9 protein-coding genes are annotated in these 16,329 nt (G+C 70.2%); 5 read left to right on the forward strand and 4 right to left on the reverse strand.

Going from position 1 to position 16,329, the window contains the following annotated elements:
- Positions 1-82 precede the first annotated feature (82 nt).
- The 5 genes from WMF29_RS24965 to WMF29_RS24985 all read left to right on the forward strand — a co-directional run bounded on the left by WMF29_RS24965 (position 83) and on the right by WMF29_RS24985 (position 7,723).
- On the forward strand, positions 83-1,282 hold the full coding sequence (locus tag WMF29_RS24965; protein WP_437322650.1) for an alpha/beta hydrolase family esterase: 1,200 nt from the start codon (positions 83-85) through the stop codon (positions 1,280-1,282).
- 196 nt (positions 1,283-1,478) lie between these two features.
- Positions 1,479-3,137, forward strand: coding sequence for a DUF1592 domain-containing protein (locus tag WMF29_RS24970; protein WP_437322651.1), 1,659 nt, complete (start codon positions 1,479-1,481; stop codon positions 3,135-3,137).
- Between the two features lie 53 nt (positions 3,138-3,190).
- A complete protein-coding gene (locus WMF29_RS24975; RefSeq protein ID WP_437322652.1) occupies positions 3,191-4,576 on the forward strand; it encodes a DUF1552 domain-containing protein in 1,386 nt (461 codons plus the stop codon).
- Positions 4,577-4,709: 133 nt separating this feature from the next.
- On the forward strand, positions 4,710-5,873 hold the full coding sequence (locus tag WMF29_RS24980; protein ID WP_437322653.1) for an alpha/beta hydrolase family protein: 1,164 nt from the start codon (positions 4,710-4,712) through the stop codon (positions 5,871-5,873).
- 380 nt (positions 5,874-6,253) lie between these two features.
- Positions 6,254-7,723, forward strand: a complete 1,470-nt coding sequence (locus tag WMF29_RS24985) for a PAS domain-containing protein (RefSeq protein WP_437322654.1) — start codon at positions 6,254-6,256, stop codon at positions 7,721-7,723.
- Positions 7,724-8,272: 549 nt separating this feature from the next.
- On the opposite strand, the gene WMF29_RS24990 is transcribed toward WMF29_RS24985, so the two are convergent.
- From WMF29_RS24990 to WMF29_RS25005, 4 genes are all read right to left on the reverse strand, one after another.
- The gene (locus WMF29_RS24990) at positions 8,273-9,616 is read right to left on the reverse strand and encodes a DUF1552 domain-containing protein (protein ID WP_437331165.1); all 1,344 of its coding nucleotides are present in this window, start codon (positions 9,614-9,616) and stop codon (positions 8,273-8,275) included.
- 35 nt (positions 9,617-9,651) lie between these two features.
- Positions 9,652-11,319: a DUF1592 domain-containing protein gene (locus WMF29_RS24995; protein WP_437331166.1), complete on the reverse strand. Its 1,668-nt coding sequence runs from the start codon at positions 11,317-11,319 to the stop codon at positions 9,652-9,654.
- Between the two features lie 962 nt (positions 11,320-12,281).
- The gene (locus WMF29_RS25000; protein WP_437322655.1) at positions 12,282-13,406 is read right to left on the reverse strand and encodes a serine/threonine-protein kinase; all 1,125 of its coding nucleotides are present in this window, start codon (positions 13,404-13,406) and stop codon (positions 12,282-12,284) included.
- A 44-nt stretch (positions 13,407-13,450) separates the two neighbouring features.
- Complete coding sequence (locus WMF29_RS25005; protein WP_437322656.1) at positions 13,451-16,195, reverse strand: protein kinase domain-containing protein; 2,745 nt, start codon at positions 16,193-16,195, stop codon at positions 13,451-13,453.
- Positions 16,196-16,329: the final 134 nt, after the last annotated feature.

A 16,329-nucleotide genomic window follows, 5' to 3' on the forward strand; every position in this document is an offset into this window, starting at 1 on the left:
ATCAACAGGCCGGGCGAGCGTGGCGGAGGACCCGCGATCGCCCGTGCCACCGACGAGCAGCAGTTGGCGAGGTGGTTTCCGTATGCGTAGATCTGGTTTCGGGCTGAGCGTTCTTTTGACCGTGGGCGTGGCGACGGCGCTGACCGCTTGCTCGTCGGACGCGGATCCCGTCGACACCGGTGCTGGTGGTTCTTCCGGCACATCCACGAGCGGCGGCTCCACCACCTCGGGCGCGACGTCGGGCGGAGGAGCCGTCGGGAGCGGCGGCGCGGGCACGGCCGCGAGCGCGAGCAGCTCCGGCGGCACGGGCGGCGACTCGGCCGGCGTCGGTGCCGCCGGCTCGACGGGCACCGGCGACGGCGGCTCGACGGGCACCGGCGACGGCGGCTCGACGAGCACCGGCGACGGCGGCTCGACGGGCGCTGGCGACGGCGGCTCGATGGACCCTGGCGGCGGCGGCTCGGTGGGCTGCGGCAAAGCCGTGACGCGCCCCGACCCTCGCACGCAGCAGACGCTGACGGTCGGTGGGGTGACGCGCTACTACCTGATTCACGTCCCGGAGAACTACGACCCGAGCAAGCCGCTGCCGCTGGTCTTCGGTATCCATGGCCTGAACATGAACAACGTGTGGGCCGCGCACGACAACAGCGGATTTCAGCTCATCCAGGAGACCAACAACCAGGCGCTGCTCATCTACCCGCAGGGCTTGCCGGCGGATGGGCAATCCAGGCCTCCGAGCACCCAATCGCAGTGGGGTACTGCAGACTCCAACTGGGGCGGTCCGCCGCCCAGCGCCAACAGGGCGCGCTTGGACGCCGACCTGGCGTTCTTCGACGCCATGCTCGAGCACGCCAAGGCGAGCTACTGCGTGGATACGAAGCGCGTCTTCGCGGTCGGGTTCAGCCAGGGTGGCTTCATGACGAACACGCTCGGCTGTGAGCGGTCGTCCGTGTTCCGCGGTCTCGCTCCGGTCGCCGGATGGGGTCCCAATGCATCGCAGCCCACGTGCAGCGACGCCAGCGCCGCGCACGCGCTGATTCAAACGCAAGGCGACACCGACACGACCGTGTCCCCCCAGCTGGGACAGTCGACCCGCGACTTCTGGCGGGGCCGGAACGGCTGCCAGGCGACCACGATGCGGTCGAGCTTCGGCGACTCGTGCGTCGAGTATCAGGGCTGCAAGGAGGGCCAGCCGCTCGTGTACTGCACGCACCCCGGCGGTCACTCCGTGCCGTCCGGCGCGGGCGGGCGAGCCTGGCGCTTCTTCCAGTCGCTCAAGTGAACCTCGCGAGCCGTGTGGGGTCGACGCGGCCTCCCGCAGGCCGTGGAGCGAACGCGGTCCCTTCGAGGCATGGATTTCTCGATGTTCTGATGAACACGACAGTTCCTGGATGATGGTTGCATTGTAACGACGCTGAATAACTGCTTTGTCACCCGAGCTTGATCAGGAGGCAATGATGACCCCACCGTCTTTTTCGATGACCGGCTTGCCGCGCAGCAGGAGGGCGCTCGGCGCGGGGCTCTGCGTCACAGCGCTCCTGCTCGCGGGATGCACGGGCGCCCTGGGCGACCCGGATGGGGGCGGCGCCGACCCTATTCCGGGCGGCGGCGACCCCGTTCCGACCGGCGGCGTGGCGCGCGGCATCGACATGCCGGGGGCGCCGAACTTCCACCGGTTCGTGCGCCTCACGAACTCGCAGTGGGCGAGCAGCGTGCAGGTGGTTCTGAATCTCGCCGCTCCTTCGTCGCTGTCCAACGCGTTCGAGAAACCCGTCGCCGGCACGACGGACTTCACGAACAACGAGCACCTGCTGAGCGTGAACCAGCGCTCGTGGAGCGACTACCAATCGGCGGCGGAGGCGCTCGCCGAGGAGGTGACGGCTTCGGATGCGGCGCTCGCCAGGGTCTACCCGGGTACGGACGAGACCGGCTTCATCGAAACCGTCGGGCGCCGTGCGTATCGCCGTCCGCTGACGGACGACGAGATCGCCAGGTACTCGGAGCTCTTCGAGACCGGCGCGGCGATGTCCGGCACGAAGAGCACGTTCGCCAAGGGCGCGCAGCTCGTGATCCGGACGATGCTCCAGTCGCCGCACTTCCTCTACCGCACGGAGCTCGGCGAAGATCGCAAGCCGCTCGATGGTTACGAGGTCGCGGCGAAGCTCTCGCTCTGGCTGCGCGACGCCGCGCCGGGCGACGAGCTGCTCGACAAGGCGCCCACGCTCACGACGCCGGAGGCGATCGCCGCGGTCGCCAAGACCATGCTGGAGGAGCCCACCGCGGTCAAGGGCATGCGGTACTTCCACAGCGAGCTGCTCCACTTCGATCGCTACTCCACGATCAGCAAGCTCGGCGTGCCGAACTACAACGAATCGTTGAACGCGGAGTACGAGGAGAGCGCGTACCTGTTCTTCGACAAGATCTTCACCGAGGGTCTCGGGGTCAAGGAGATCCTCACGTCCACCAAGGGCTTCGTGGGGCCGGGGATGGCGAGCCTCTACGGCCTGGAGCCGAGCGGGAGCCGCCTCGTGGAGCGAGACCTCGGTCCCGATCGCGTCGGCTTCTTCTCGCAGCTCCCCTACCTGACGCTGAACGCCCTGAACGAGGAGTCGGACTCGATCCACCGCGGCGTCAGCATCAACCTCGACGTGCTGTGCGCGCCGCTCGGCGCGCCGGCCCCCAACATTCCGCCGGTCCCGCCGCTCGAGCCCGGGCAGACGAACCGTCAACGCATCACGCGGCTCACCTCCGGCTGCGGCGGCTCGTGCCACAACCAGCTCATCAACCCCGTCGGCTTCGCCTTCGAGCACTTCGACGGCATGGGGCAATATCGGGACGAGGAGAACGGAGGTCTGCCGATCGACAGCAGCGGTGTCTACGCGTTCTCCGAAGGGACCAAGTCGTTCGGGGACGCCGGCGAGCTGATGCACTACATGGCGGAGGGCGAGCAGGCTCACCTCTGCTACGCCAAGAAGCTCGCGAGCTTCGCGCTCCAGCGCGACGTCGTCCCGTCGGACTTGCCGCTCGTCGAGACGCTCGCCGAGGTGAGCCGCGGCGCCAGCGGCTCGGTGAAAGAAATGATGCTCGAGCTCGTGAAGAACGACGCATTCCGGACTCACATGGGAGGTACGCTGTGAACCCGAAGATCGCAATGAACCTCGCTCCTCCGAGCACAGCACACCGGCGCGGCATGAATCGACGCGCGTTCCTGCGCGCGGGCGGCGTCGCCATCGCCCTTCCGTTCCTCGAGGGTTTGCCGTCGCGCTCCGCCTGGGCCGCGGACAGCGCGCCCGTGTTCAGCCTCTACATCGTGGCGGCGTGCGGCGTGGTGGGTAAGAAGTTCTTCCCGGACCAGACTGGCCAGCTCACCACCGACGGGCTCGCCGCCATGACGGACAAGGCGACGCACGTGCTCGCGCCTCACGCCCCGAACCTGCTGTTCATCCGCGGCATCAACTTCCCCATGGGGGGGCCCACCAACTGCGGCCACGCGCAGGGCCTGTGTCAGTCGCTCACCGCGCGCCCGGCGCAGGGCGGCGGCAGCACCGCATCCTCGGGCGGCGTGTCCGCGGACGTGGTCGTCGCCAAGCTGGTGAACGAAGGCGGCGCCGAGCCGCTCACGCTCTACGCCGGTAACCGCAGGAACGGGTACATCGCCGAGCGCATCTCTTTCAAGGGCGCTGGCGCCGGGCAGGTGCGTTCTGCGGACGACAACCCGTACACGCTCTACTCCAAGCTCGTCGGCCTGGCGGACAGCGGCGGCGGCAGCAGCGGCGGCAACGGCGGGCAGGTCGCCGACGAGCTCATCCGCAGCCGCAAGAGCGCGAACGACTTCGTGCGCGAGGAGCTGAACAGCCTGATGCGCATGTCGGCCCTGAGCTCCGCCGACAAGAAGCGCCTCCAGCAGCATTTCGACGCCATCCGCGACGCCGAGGTCACGATGGGCGAGATGGCCAGCACCTGCAGCCAGGCGGGCCTCTCGACGTCGGAGCTCGATGCGCTCAAGAGCGGCTTCGCGTTCAAGACGAACGGCATGATCGAAGACGTCGCGAAGCTCCATCTCGAGCTCGTGGCGCTGGCGTTCGCCTGCAACTTCAACCGCGTGGCGACGCTGCAGCACGGCGACGGCACGGATGCGACGAGGTATTCGGTGCCGTCGAACGAGAAGCTCGGGTGGCCCTTCCACCACATCAGCCATCGTGTGCAATCGGACGCCGCTACGGGCAACAACCCGACGGCCGAGCAAGCACACGCCGAGATCGACGTGGTCCGCATGAAGACGCTGCTCCACGGCCTCGATCAGTTCAAGGCGCGCGACCTGTTCGACAAGTCCATCCTTATGTGGACGAACCACGTATCGGACGGCCCGTCGCACAGCTTCCGCAACGTGCCGACGATCATCGCCGGAAGCGGCGGCGGCTACCTGAAGCAGGGTGCGTACATCGACGCCGGAGACGTCACGAACAACCGGCTCTTCAACGGCCTCATCGCCGCCGCCGTTCGGGACAAGACCGAGTGGACGGAGAACTTCGGCGAGGGCAAGGGCTCCGGGCCCATCGACGGCATGCTCGCCTGAGCGGCGTTGCCGGCGGTGAGCCTCGCCGGAGTCGACACCAAAATTGTGGACGCTCACACCAACTCCGGGAGGGGCCCGTGAGCAGGCGCAGAAGCACGCCGTGAGCGTAGCGCTCGCACGAGAGGAGACCTTGATGCAAGCAGTGACGCAAGTTGCGGCAACGGCCATCGCCCTGATTCTGTTCGGCTGCGGCGCTGACGACTCGCTTTCCTCGGGGGCCGCTGGCGGCCCGGCGGGCTCGAGCGGAGCCGCGGGCTCTGCCGGCTCTGCGACCACAGGCGCTGCGTCTGCGGGCAGCGGCGGCGGCGTGGACGCGACCGGTGGCCCGACGGGTGGGGGCGCCTCCGACGGAGCGGCGGGCGGCTCCAGCGAAGCGGCGGGCAACGGTGGCGCGGGCGGCGCAGGCACGGGCGGCGCAGGCGCAGGCGGCGCAGGCACGGGCGGCGCAGGCGCGGGCGGCGCGGCGACGTGTGACCCCGCGGACGAGACCCCCGACCCGACGCCCGTCAACGTGAGAGCCATGGGAGCCGCGTTCACCGGCTCACACGAGGTCGTGGTCGAAAAGGACCCCGGCTTGTCTGGCCGCACGATTTTCAGGCCGAAGGACCTGGGCGGAGCCAACAAGTACCCGATCGTTGCCTGGGGACAGGGCGGCTGTTCCTTGAACGGCACCACCAACCCAGATTTTCTGGGCGAGCTCGCGTCGCACGGGTACCTGGTGATCTCCGATGGTGAACCGAACGGCTCCGGCTCGAGGTCCATGGTCGACGACTACAAGGCCATGGGAAAGCCCCTGATCGAATCCCTGGATTGGGCGATCGAGGAGAACGGGCGAGCGTGCAGCCAGTACTACCAGAGCCTGGCTGCCGACAAGATCGCGGTCATGGGTTGGTCCTGCGGCGGACTGATGGCGGAGGGTGCTGCCGGCGACCCGCGCGTGACGACCGCAGTGATCTGGAGCAGCGGGATGATCAACCCGGATCAGAAGATCCTCGATGCGCTCCACGCGCCGATCGCGTTCATCCTCGGCGGCCCCGATGACGTCGCTTACCCGAACGGGACCCGGGACTACCGGAACACCAGCCGCGTGCCCGCCGTCCTTGCGAGCACCAACGTGGGCCACGGCGGCACGTACGGCCAAGACAACGGCGGAGTCTTCGGCAAGGTCGGCGTCGCCTGGCTAGGCTGGCAGCTGAAAGGTGACATGGGGGCGACCGGCAAGGGCATGTTCGTCGGCGCGAGCTGCGGCCTGTGCACCGACCGGGCATGGACCATCGAGTCGAAGAACGTGAACTGAGTCTACGGCGCACGACCGGCGCTCCCGGCGAGCGCGAGCCGCAGGAGCTCCTGCGGAATCCGAGGCGGAGCTGGAAGGTGCGCCACCGCCCCCGTGCCAGACGCCGATGGGGTGCAGCCTCGCCTGGCCCATAAAAAGTGAGCACTCACACAGTTAGTCTCTGGTCCCATCGACTGCGCGCGCCTTGACGCGATCCGGCGGCTCGACGATAGGCCCAGCGAGGTGGTGCAGCGCTCGTCACTGGCCATCGCCACCGCGGGGGACGGCAGGCGCGCCTCGCGGTGGGCCTTGTCGACTTTCTGGCGAGATCGACGTGCGGAACCGTTACACTACGGCACGACGGGCGGCGCGCTTGCGGATCAGCGCGGGGAGGAGCGAGCATGGGTCGGGACAGGGGCGAGCGGACATCCGGACCGTTCGGACACGCGGACGCGAACGGGGCGTCCGGGGGGGACCACGACTCGGAAGCAGGGAGCCCGGCGGGCGGGCCCTGCCAGCTCGACGGGATCCCCGCGCCGGGCGGGGCGTCCGCGCGCGGCGATGACGAGATCGACTACAAGGCCGAGTGCGCGGCGCTGCGCGCGCGCGTCGAGGAGCTGGAGAATGAGCTGGCCAGTCGGCGCGGCGAGCTCGGGCGCGAGAGAGGGTCGGTCAGCGCGGCGGCGGCGTACCTCGACGCGCCGTTCCCGCTGGGCGCCACGCAGGTGCCGGCGCTGATCCACTGGCGCGTGGATGGCACCGTGACGCGCTGGAACGACGCCGCCGGGTGCCTCTTCGGCTGGAGCGAGGGCGAGGCCGTCGGCCGCCGGCTCTCCGAGCTCGTGGCCGCAGATCCGGTGTCGCCCGAGGAGGTGCAGGCGTTCAACCACGATCCTGGCGAGAGCCACTTCGCGACGACGACGAGCGCGGGCAGGACGAGAGAGGGAGACGCGATCACCTGCCGGTGGACCTACGCCGTGCTGCGCGACGAGCGAGGCGACGTCCGGGAGATCGCGGCCATCGTGGATGAAGGCGACGATGCGCGGCAGAGAGAGCGCCTGATGCACGAGGGCTATCAGATGCTCCGGCAGCTCGTGGACAACTCGCCGAACGTCATGTTCATCAAGGACTCCGAGGGGCGCTACGTGTTCCTCAACCGCCATTATGCGCGGGCCCTCGGGCGGCACGTCATCGAGTTCCTCGGCAAGGACGAGCATGAGTTCGGCGCCACGCCGCCCGGCGTCGCCGACCGGATCGTGGAGAAGGAACGGGAGGTGTTCGCGAGCGGCCAGGCCATGCGGTACCAGGAGGTCCTGGACTACGGCAGCCAGAATTTCTATTTCTTCACGGTCAAGTTCCCGGTGCGCAACGAGCGCGGTGAGCTGGTAGGCGTCGGCGGCGTCGTGAGAGAGGACACCGACCTGAGGCGCGCGGAGGCGGAGCGGGCCGCGCTGCAGGAGCAGATCATCGCCGCGCAGCAGGAGGCGCTCCGGGAGCTGTCGACACCGCTCATCCCGCTCGCCGACGGCGTCCTGGTCATGCCGCTCGTCGGGACGGTGGACAGCGCGCGCGCGGGGCAGATCATGGAAACGCTGCTCACCGGGATCAGCAGCCAGCGCGCCCACACCGCGATCCTCGACATCACCGGCGTGCGCGCTGTCGACACGCTCGTCGCTGATGCGCTGACGCGGACCGCGCGCGCCGCCCAGATGCTCGGCGCACGCGTGGTGCTCACGGGCATCCGCCCCGAGGTGGCGCGCGCCCTGATCGAGCTCGGCGCGGACCTCACCGGCATCGTCACGATGGGCACCTTGCAGAGCGGCATCGCGTACGCGCTCCGGCCCACGGAGCGCCCACGCGCTGCCCGGTGAAGCGCGCCGCCCGCGCGCTGCCCGGTGAAGCGCGCCCTGGCCTGCACGGCAAAGAGACCGAGGCCACTCCCCTGCGCGCCGACTGGAGCGCGCGATCCGGGGACGAGCTCGCCCATGAGAGGCCGCGCGCGGGTCCATCTTCGTTGACACCCACAATGTGAGCGCTCACAGTCCGTCTCGGGGTCTCCTTTCGCTTTCCCCTGACCAGGCCGTCATGCGCTGGCTCTTCGTCCCTTGGATCGGGCTCGCTCTCTGCGCCGATTCCATTCGCCTGATCGTCGCAGACGCGAGCGACGGCGAGGTCGCAGGGGCGCCGCTCGCGCCGTAGCGCGCTGGGCGCGAGGTCTCGTGTCTCTTCGGAGGCTCTCGATCGATCACTTCGACGGCGCCAGCGGAGCTCGCATCCCCGCGGCCCTCCACTTCGGTGTGCGTGGTACGGAGGCGTGACGGCGCCAGCCTGTACGTCGAGGACCGCCGGCCGGCGTCGTTGAACTTGCGCCGACCGGCGTCGTTGAACTTGCGCCGGCCGGCGCTCTGTCCTTGCGACGGCTACGTCAGGTTCGTGAGCGGCCCGGTGCAGAATTTCGGGTCGCCGAACGTGTTCCGGTTGTCACCGAACAGGTTCAAGATCGAGACGAGCAGGTTGTTGTGCGGGAGGTTGGGGTACCGGACCCAGCGTCCAGTGCGCAGACCGCCGCCGCCGCCGGCCAGCAAGAACGGCATGTTCGACTTGTTGTGGCTCGGCGGATCCGAGAGCTCGGACCCGAAGAAGACGACGCTCTCGTCGAGCAGCGAGTGTCCACCCATGTCGATCTTCGCCATCTCCTGCAGGAGATAGAGGTGCTGCTTCGAATACCAGTTGCAGATGAGCTCGCACTCGGCCGCCCTGAAGCCGCCGTCGTGCTGGTAGAAATGGTGGTGCTCGCTCAGGTTGAGCCAGGGGAAGGTGTGCTTCGCCTCGGTGTCGCTCCACTGCAGCGTGCCGACCGCGGTGATGTCGCAGGCGAGCGACATCACCAGCATGTCCATCATCAGCTTGCCGACCTTCGGGATCGCCGCGTCGGTCGAGGTGTCCTTGACCTTGCCGTCGTTGTCCGCGCTGAGCCCCGTGCGCGGGTTGTAGTCGGACGTGTCGACCTTCGTCGGCGCCTTGCACGCGCTCGTCTCGACCGGCGCCGCGGTGTCGAGGCTCTTCTCGATCTCGCGGATCTTCGTCAGGTGCTGGTCGATCTTCTGCGCGTCGGCGGCGCCGAGCCGCGAGGACAGGGCGGAGTAGCGCCCGTCGAGGAAGTCGAGGATCGACTTCTTTCGCGCGAGCCGGCGGGCGGCGTCGTTGCCGGCGCTGGGATCCAGCGTGCCGAAGAGGTCGGTGAAGATCTCCGTCGGATCGAGGCGCGGCGCGATCGGCCTGAACGGCGCGGTGCTCTCGAAATTCGCGGCGTTCATGGGTGACAGCAGGCCGTGGGACTTCCCCGTCGCCCAGCGCACCGCGATCTCGATGCTCGCCTTCGCCTTTTGACCGGCGGAGATCCGGGAGGCGATCACCTGATCGATGGACGGTCCGCCCCCGTAGCCGCCGTTCGGCGCCTGGGTCGTGCCCGAGAGCCAGGCGATGATCCCGGCCTGGTGCTGCTCACCGACCGCGCTCTTCATGTCGAGGCCGTCGACGACGAGCAGCTTGTCCTGCACCGGCGCGAGCGGCGACAGGATGGGCCCCAGGGTGAAGTTCGTCTCGGTGCCGGTCGGCCGCCAGCGGTTCATCACCGTCCCGCCCGGCGTGTAGACGGAGAGGAAACGCTTGGCGGGGGCGGGTGCCGCGCTCGCCGTGCGTTCGGTGCCCATGATCTCCAGCCAGGGGAGCGCGATGGCGATGGCGCCAGCGCCGCGCAGCACGGCACGTCGGCTCATACGAAAGTTCGACATAACCCTCACTCCTCCTGAGCAGCCATGTAGTGGAAAGCGTCCGTCTGCGTCAGCTCGATCAGGAGCTGCTTCACATTGTATCCGGACGCCTTGAAGGCGTCCGTGACAGCCTTCTTGGTGCAAGCGTCCCCGGCGCGGAGCGTGAGACCATAGCCGTACTCGGCCCAGTGCGTCGCGAAGCAGTTCTGCACGGCCTCGGTCTGGGCGAGCCCCTGCACCAGCTCGATCGGCCCGTTCACCTTGATGTCCGTGCCCGGGACCCCGCCGCTCGCGTCGATCGGGACGTCGTTCTCCGTCGTGCGGTACAGCCCGACCGCGTCGTAGTTCTCGAGCGCGAACCCGACCGGATCCAGGTACTGGTGGCAGGTAGCGCAGACCGGGTCCTTGCTGTGCTGGCTGAAGCGCTCCCGCGCCGTCTTGCCGGTGTACGGCTCCGGCGGCTTCACCCTCGCCAGGATGTCGCCGGTGGGGAGCGGGATCTTCTGGCACATCAGCTTGTCGAGCACGAAGCCGCCGCGGACCACGGGGTTCGTGTTGTTCGAGTGCGTCGTCCCGGCCATCATACCGGCCTGGGTGAGGAGCCCGAGGCGCTGGGTCGTGTCGAGCTGCACCTGCTGGAACTCGTCGCCCGTCACGCCGGAGACGCCGTAGAACGCCGCGAGAGGTCCATTCATGAACGTGTACGGGGCCGTCAAGATGGACGCCCAGGTGCCGTTCTCCTCGAAGATCTCGTGCGCGAGGAATCGCTGCGTCTCTTCGTGCAGGAGCGAGCCGATCGTCCGCGAGAAGGTCGGGAACGTCTCCGCGTTTCGCTCGAGATCCGCGAGGCTGCTGATGGGGAGCAGGTTGTCGAAGAAGTACCGGACGGTGGCCCGGGACCGAGGATCCTCGAGCATGCGCTCGGCATGACGGCGCACGCCTTCCTTGGTCGAGAGCTCACCCGCTTGTGCCGCCATGCGCAGATCGTCGTCGGGCATCGTGCCCCAGAGCAGGTACGATAGGCGCGTCGCCATCTCGTCGCCCGTGGGCCGGCGGAGCTCGGGGCGCTGCGGGTCGGGCGTGCCGAACTCGATGCGGTAGAGAAAATCCGGCGATTGAAGCAGCCCCTCGATCACCGTCGCGACGCCGGCGTCGAACGTGGCGTCCGTCCGGCCGGCGGTGTACAGCCCGAGGAGCTCGTCCGCCTCGCCGGCGGCGAGCGGCCTCCGGTAAGCGAGCGGCGCGAGTCGCTCGATGATCGAGCGCGCGCACGCCTCCTCGCCCTCCGCCCTCACGTTGCTCGCGCAAGGGTGGAGCTTCGCGAGCGCCTCCGGGGTGGCGGTCGCGCGCTTGGCGATGCCCTCCGCGACGGTGCCCAGCTGCTCGGCGAGCAGGCTCGAGACCGACAGCACGTCCGCGTCATTTCCAAAGCCGTTCCCGACCTCCTCGCTCGGCAGTGAATAGGCCGGGTCGGTCGTGTCGCCCAGGAGGTCGCGGACGGTCTTGTTGTACTCGAAGCGCGTCAAGCGCCGCAGCGGTGCTCGCCCGGGGTACACCTCGCCGTCCTCGCAAGCGGCCGGGTCCGTCGGGCCCGTGCCCGTGCCCGTGCCCGTCGAGGCAGACGGCGGGTCGTCGTTCGGCGTGGAATCGTCGGAGCGAAATCCGCCCAGGTCTCCGGTGCAGCCGCTGGCCACGATCAACGCGATCGAGACAGCTGACCGAGAGCCTAGGCGAGGACGCGCCTTCTCATGATCTGAGGGCCTAACCATGGTTCTCTCTCCTCGCCCGCTGTGGGCACGCTAAAGTGGAGCGCAGGCGGGATCTGGTGTCTACCCTCGCCCGTATCGCGACAGCTCGTGGCCAGTTCGGCCTGAATATATTTCTGCTACCTGCCGAGAAAATCCATCAACCACTCCATGGCGGGGCGCGGCTGGCCATCCCTGATGAGGCCGAGTCCCTCACCCACGTCGTGCCATGGACGTAGCCCGAGAGCGCGATGCGTTACGTTCTCGTGGCTCCGGAACATCGTGAACTGCTCCTCCATCACCCGCCACCGCCTCTCGTCATCAACGCCATTGGGCCTCCTGTCGGGACGGTAAGGAAACGACTCACAATGCAGGCATCAGCGACGACGATGACAGGATAGTTGTGGCCTGCGGTGACACGACCATGGAGGTAGCTACGCTCGCGCGGACCACCCCCTGCGCACCGATGCTACTACCGGTGAACAGCATCCATGATTTTTCACGACAATCGTGGAACAACCGAGGTCTGTCGCGCTCTCCGGTGGCTCGCTCCTGGCGAAACGCCGATCGCCATCGTTCGGCAATCCTCTGCGCAACGACCGAACGCGACCGGTACCAGGCTCGACCCGATACCCGACCACGAAGCTCGCAATGCGCATGGCGACCCACCCAGAGCAAAGCGAAAGGATACCTCTGCAATGTGAACGCTCACATGCCGGATGTCAACGCCTATCGACCGTCCCGCGCGCGTCCGCCGACGCGAGGGAGACAAGGCCGGCGGAGCTCCTCGGGAGCGACGCGTCAACACGAGCAGGCGCGGAACCACGGTCGTGCAGCTGAACGAGATTATGGTGTTGAGCGCATACCGACGCTCCGGGCTCCCCGCGGACGCCGGAACCGCAGCAGCGGGCTCAGCCGCGCGAGGGCCGCCGCTGTTCCAGGAGCCCGCCCGATTCCCCCTCGCCCACCGACGCCGCGGCGCGCATCGATTGCAAGGCGGCGATGATCTCCTTCGTGACCCGCGGTCCGCCCGGGGCGTAGGACGGCGCGAGCGGCTTCAGCGGCGCCGGGAGCACCTCGGCGACCCGCGCGCCGATGGCGTCGCGCGACGCCGCGTGCCCCTCCTCCTCGGCCGCGGCGCGGAGCGCCTGCGCGAAGTCGGCCGCCGTCGGCCAGCGCGCGTCCCGATCGCGCTCGATCGCCCGCGCGACGGCGGCCGTGACGGCCTGGCTCACGCCCTCGCGCTCGCTCGAGAGCGGCGGCACCTCGCGCTCCAGGACGGCGTGGAGGGTCGAGACCATGTTGCTGCCGGCGAACAGCCGCCTGCCCGCCAGCACCTCCCAGGCCACGACCCCGAGCGAGAACACGTCCGAGCGCCGATCCAGCGGCCGCGCGTTCGCCTGCTCCGGCGAGAAATAGCTCAGCTTCCCCTTCACCATCCCGGTCTTCGTCCGCGTCGTGCGGCGCAGGGCATACGCGAGCCCGAGATCGCAGATGGACGCCCGGCCATCGACCCCGACAAGGACGTTGGATGGCGAGATGTCCCGGTGGATCACCTGGAGCAGCTCCCCCGAGCTGTCGCGCGCCTCGTGCGCCGCGTGGAGCCCCTCGGCGGCCTGCGCGATGAGCTCGATCGCGTCGCCGACCCCGAGCGCCTCGGGAGCCCGGGTGAGGTGCTTGAGGGTGACCCCCACGACGAGCTCCATGACGATGTACGGCGCCCCGTCGTCGAGACCGTAATCGAGGACGGGCACGAAATGGGGGCTCGCGACGCGCGACGCGATGCCCGCCTCGTCGAAGAGCATGGACGAATAGCTCGACTCGTACCGCAGATCGGCCCGGATCCGCTTCACCGCCACGAGCGACTCGCGCTCCAGACCCGCGCAGCCCGCACCCGCCGCGCCGCCCGCGCCGCCCGCGTCCCCTCGGCCTGCAGCGCAGGCGCGACGCGCGATGAAGACCTCGGCCATGCCGCCCTTGGCCAGCTGCAACAGCAGCTCGTAGGGACCGACGGTGCCCAGATCAGACGAATCCATGCTCACTGCTCTGGGCGGCGGGTTATCACGTCAATGTAACTTCATCAACCTTGGCCCCCTTGCGCTTCGTTCCGTTCACGCTCTGATTTGCGCTCCGGGGGGCGCCCTTGTCCGGCTCCGCCTCCGCTGCCTTCCCGCGCGCGGTCCTGCGCAGGGCCGCGGGCGACGAGGCCCTCGCCGTCCGTGGGGGCGTCACCGCCCCGCTCGGCGTGCTCGGCCAGCACCCGCTCGTCGGTCTCGCCCACCGAGCGCAGCCAGCGCGCCGCAGCCCGGTGGCCGGCGGCGCGATCGCCGTCCGTGAGCATCCCGTAGGCGGCGTCGCGCACCAGGGCGTGACGGAACGTGAGCTCGTCGTGCCCCGGGTAGCGCGACACGCCGCGCCGGGCGACGAGCTCCTCCGAGAGCAGGCTCTTGAGCCAGCGGTCGAGCGACTCGGCCGAGGTGCCGGCGCCGAGCAGCTGCCGCACGCCCTCGGGCCAGAAGCTGCCGCCGAACAGGCTCGCCGCCCGCAGCGTGCGCCGCGCCTCGGCCGGCAGCGCCTCGATGCGCGCGTGCATCAGGGCCACGACCGTGGGCGGCATGTCGCTCCGGCCCTCGGCGCGCGCGCGCATGAGCTCCTCGAGGAAGAAGGGGTGGCCGTCCGCGTGCTCGACGAGCCGCGCCACCTCGGGCAGCGCGAGCTCCTCGCCGAACACGCTGCGGACGAGCCGCTCGGCCGCCCGCTGGCTGAGCGCGCCGAGCTTGATGTGCTGCACCCCGCGCGAGCCCCAGAGGCCGGGGAACGTCTCCATCACGCTGTGGCGCGCGAAGCCGAGCACGAGGAGCGGGCGATCCGAGAGCACCTGGAGCGCCTCGTCCAGCAGCGAGACCGAGGCGTGATCGCTCCAGTGCATGTCCTCGAGCACCACCACGACCGGCCCCTCGCCGCAGCGCGCCGCGAGCCACTCGAGCACGGCGCGGCGGGCCTGCTCGCTCACGGCGACAGCGTCCCCGCGGGCGGCGCGCAGCTCCACGTCGGGGTCGTCGAACGGCGTGCCCGCGATCTCGCCGAGGTACCAGGCGACGCGCGGGGCGTCGTCGGCTGGCGCGGGCAGGGCCCGCGCGACGTGCTCGCGGATCTTGACGCGGCGCGCCTCGAGCGCCTCGCCGGGCAGGCAGCCGGCGGCCGCGAGGACGATCTCGCCCAGCATGCCGAACGGCGCGCCCGCGCCGAGGGGGTCGCCCCGCGCCACGTAGACCGACGCGCGCGCGTCGCGCTCGCGCACGGCGCGGACGAGCTCGCAGCGCAGGCGCGTCTTGCCGATGCCCGCCTCGCCGAGGACCAGCGCGGCGCGCGCCACGGGCTCGTCGGCGCTCTGCTCGAAGAGGCCGCGCAGCGTCGCGAGCTCGCGGTCGCGCCCGACGAACGAGGTGACGCGGCCGAAGAGCGTGCGCTCGGGCTCGGTGCCGTCGCGCTCGCCCTTCAGCAGGAACGAGGGGCCGTCGCCGGTCACCTCGAAGCGCGGCGCCGCGAGCCCGGCCGTGACCTCGTCGATGCGCACGTCGCCCTCGGCCTCGCGGAGGCGGGCGACCGCGCGGTCGATCACGTCGCCCGCGGGCAGGCGCTCGCCCACCTGCGCGCGGCCCGTGGCGAGCGCGACAGGGCGCCCGGGCAGGCGCGCCTTCAGCGCGAGCGCGCACTGCGCGGCGCGCGCCGCGAGGTCGAAGGCGGCCATCGTGCCGGCGCCGCCGCGGCCGGAGAACACCTCGTCGGTCTGCGAGGACAGGAGCACCATGCGCGTGCCGCCCGGGAGCCGCACGCGCTCGCCGCCGAACGCCTCGGCGAGGTCCGCGACGATCCGCTCGACGCCGCGATCGCTCGCCGGCTCGGGGTCCGCGGCGCCCAGATCGACGAGGACGACGCTGACGAGCCGCCGCTCGTCGTCGGTGACCGACGCCGGCGCGCCGTCCGCGCCCGCGCTGGACGCGCGCGCGAGCAGGGCGCGCGCCTCCGCGAGGGCGGCGGCCGCCGCGCGGCCGTCCACGGGGCGCGCCGCCGGGTCCTTCGCCAGGAGGCGCGCGACGAGCTCGTCGAGGAAGGGCGGCACGTCCGGGCGCCGCTCGACGAGGCGCGGCGCCTCCTCGAGGAGGATGCGGCACACCTCGGCGAGCGGGTCGTCGGCCGCGAAGGGGCGCTGGCCGGCGAGGCACTCGAAGAGCACGACGCCGAGCCCGAAGACGTCGGCGCGCGCGTCGACCTCGGCGTCGCCGCGCGCCTGCTCGGGCGCCACGTAGCCGAGCGACCCGACGAGCGAGCTGGCCTCCGTGACGAGCGAGGTCGACGCCGCCGCCCGGGCGACGCCGAAGTCGAGCAGGACGACGCCGTCGACCCTGCCTTCGCGCAGGAGCACGTTGCTCGGCTTGAGATCGCGGTGCGTGATCCCGATGGCGTGGATCGCGGCGAGCGCCTCCGCGATCTGGTGCGCGACGAGCAGCGCGTCGGCCACGGGGAGCGCCCCCTCCTGGAGGCGCGCGTCGAGCGTGACGCCCTCGAGCCACTCCATCGCGAGCCACAGGGCGCCGTCGTCGCCCGTGCCGTGCGCGATGTGCTGCACGATGAGCGGGTGCTGCACGGCCTCGAGCATGCGCGCCTCGCGCCGGAAGCGGGCGGCGAGCTCCGGGGGCGCGACCTTGAGCGCGACGGGGCGCCCGGTCAGCTGGTCGATCGCCCGGTAGACCGTGCCCATCCCGCCGGCGCCGGCAAGGCGGTGCACCTCGAACCGGCCTGCGACCAGCGTGCCCTCGCGCATGGTGCCAGCTTATCCGAGACCTCCCGTCAGGTGCGCGGCGCGAGCGCTCGGTGGTGACGGTCCGGGGTGTTTGTTGTACGCTGTGCGCGCCGACACGCTCCGACACGCGCCAACACGCGCCAACACCCAGAGCG

Source organism: Sorangium sp. So ce381 (assembly GCF_051473845.1).
Lineage (GTDB): Bacteria > Myxococcota_A > Polyangia > Polyangiales > Polyangiaceae > Sorangium > Sorangium atrum.

Excerpts from the sequence above, each read along its gene's own strand:
- WMF29_RS24980 (WP_437322653.1), top strand. The coding sequence starts at position 4,710 with ATGCAAGCAGTGACGCAAGTTGCGGCAACGGCCATCGCCCTGATTCTG.
- WMF29_RS24975 (WP_437322652.1), top strand. The coding sequence starts at position 3,191 with ATGAATCGACGCGCGTTCCTGCGCGCGGGCGGCGTCGCCATCGCCCTT.
- WMF29_RS24970 (WP_437322651.1), top strand. The coding sequence starts at position 1,479 with ATGACCGGCTTGCCGCGCAGCAGGAGGGCGCTCGGCGCGGGGCTCTGC.
- WMF29_RS25000 (WP_437322655.1), bottom strand. The coding sequence starts at position 13,406 with ATGGATTCGTCTGATCTGGGCACCGTCGGTCCCTACGAGCTGCTGTTG.
- WMF29_RS24965 (WP_437322650.1), top strand. The coding sequence starts at position 83 with ATGCGTAGATCTGGTTTCGGGCTGAGCGTTCTTTTGACCGTGGGCGTG.
- WMF29_RS24985 (WP_437322654.1), top strand. The coding sequence starts at position 6,254 with ATGGGTCGGGACAGGGGCGAGCGGACATCCGGACCGTTCGGACACGCG.
- WMF29_RS25005 (WP_437322656.1), bottom strand. The coding sequence starts at position 16,195 with ATGCGCGAGGGCACGCTGGTCGCAGGCCGGTTCGAGGTGCACCGCCTT.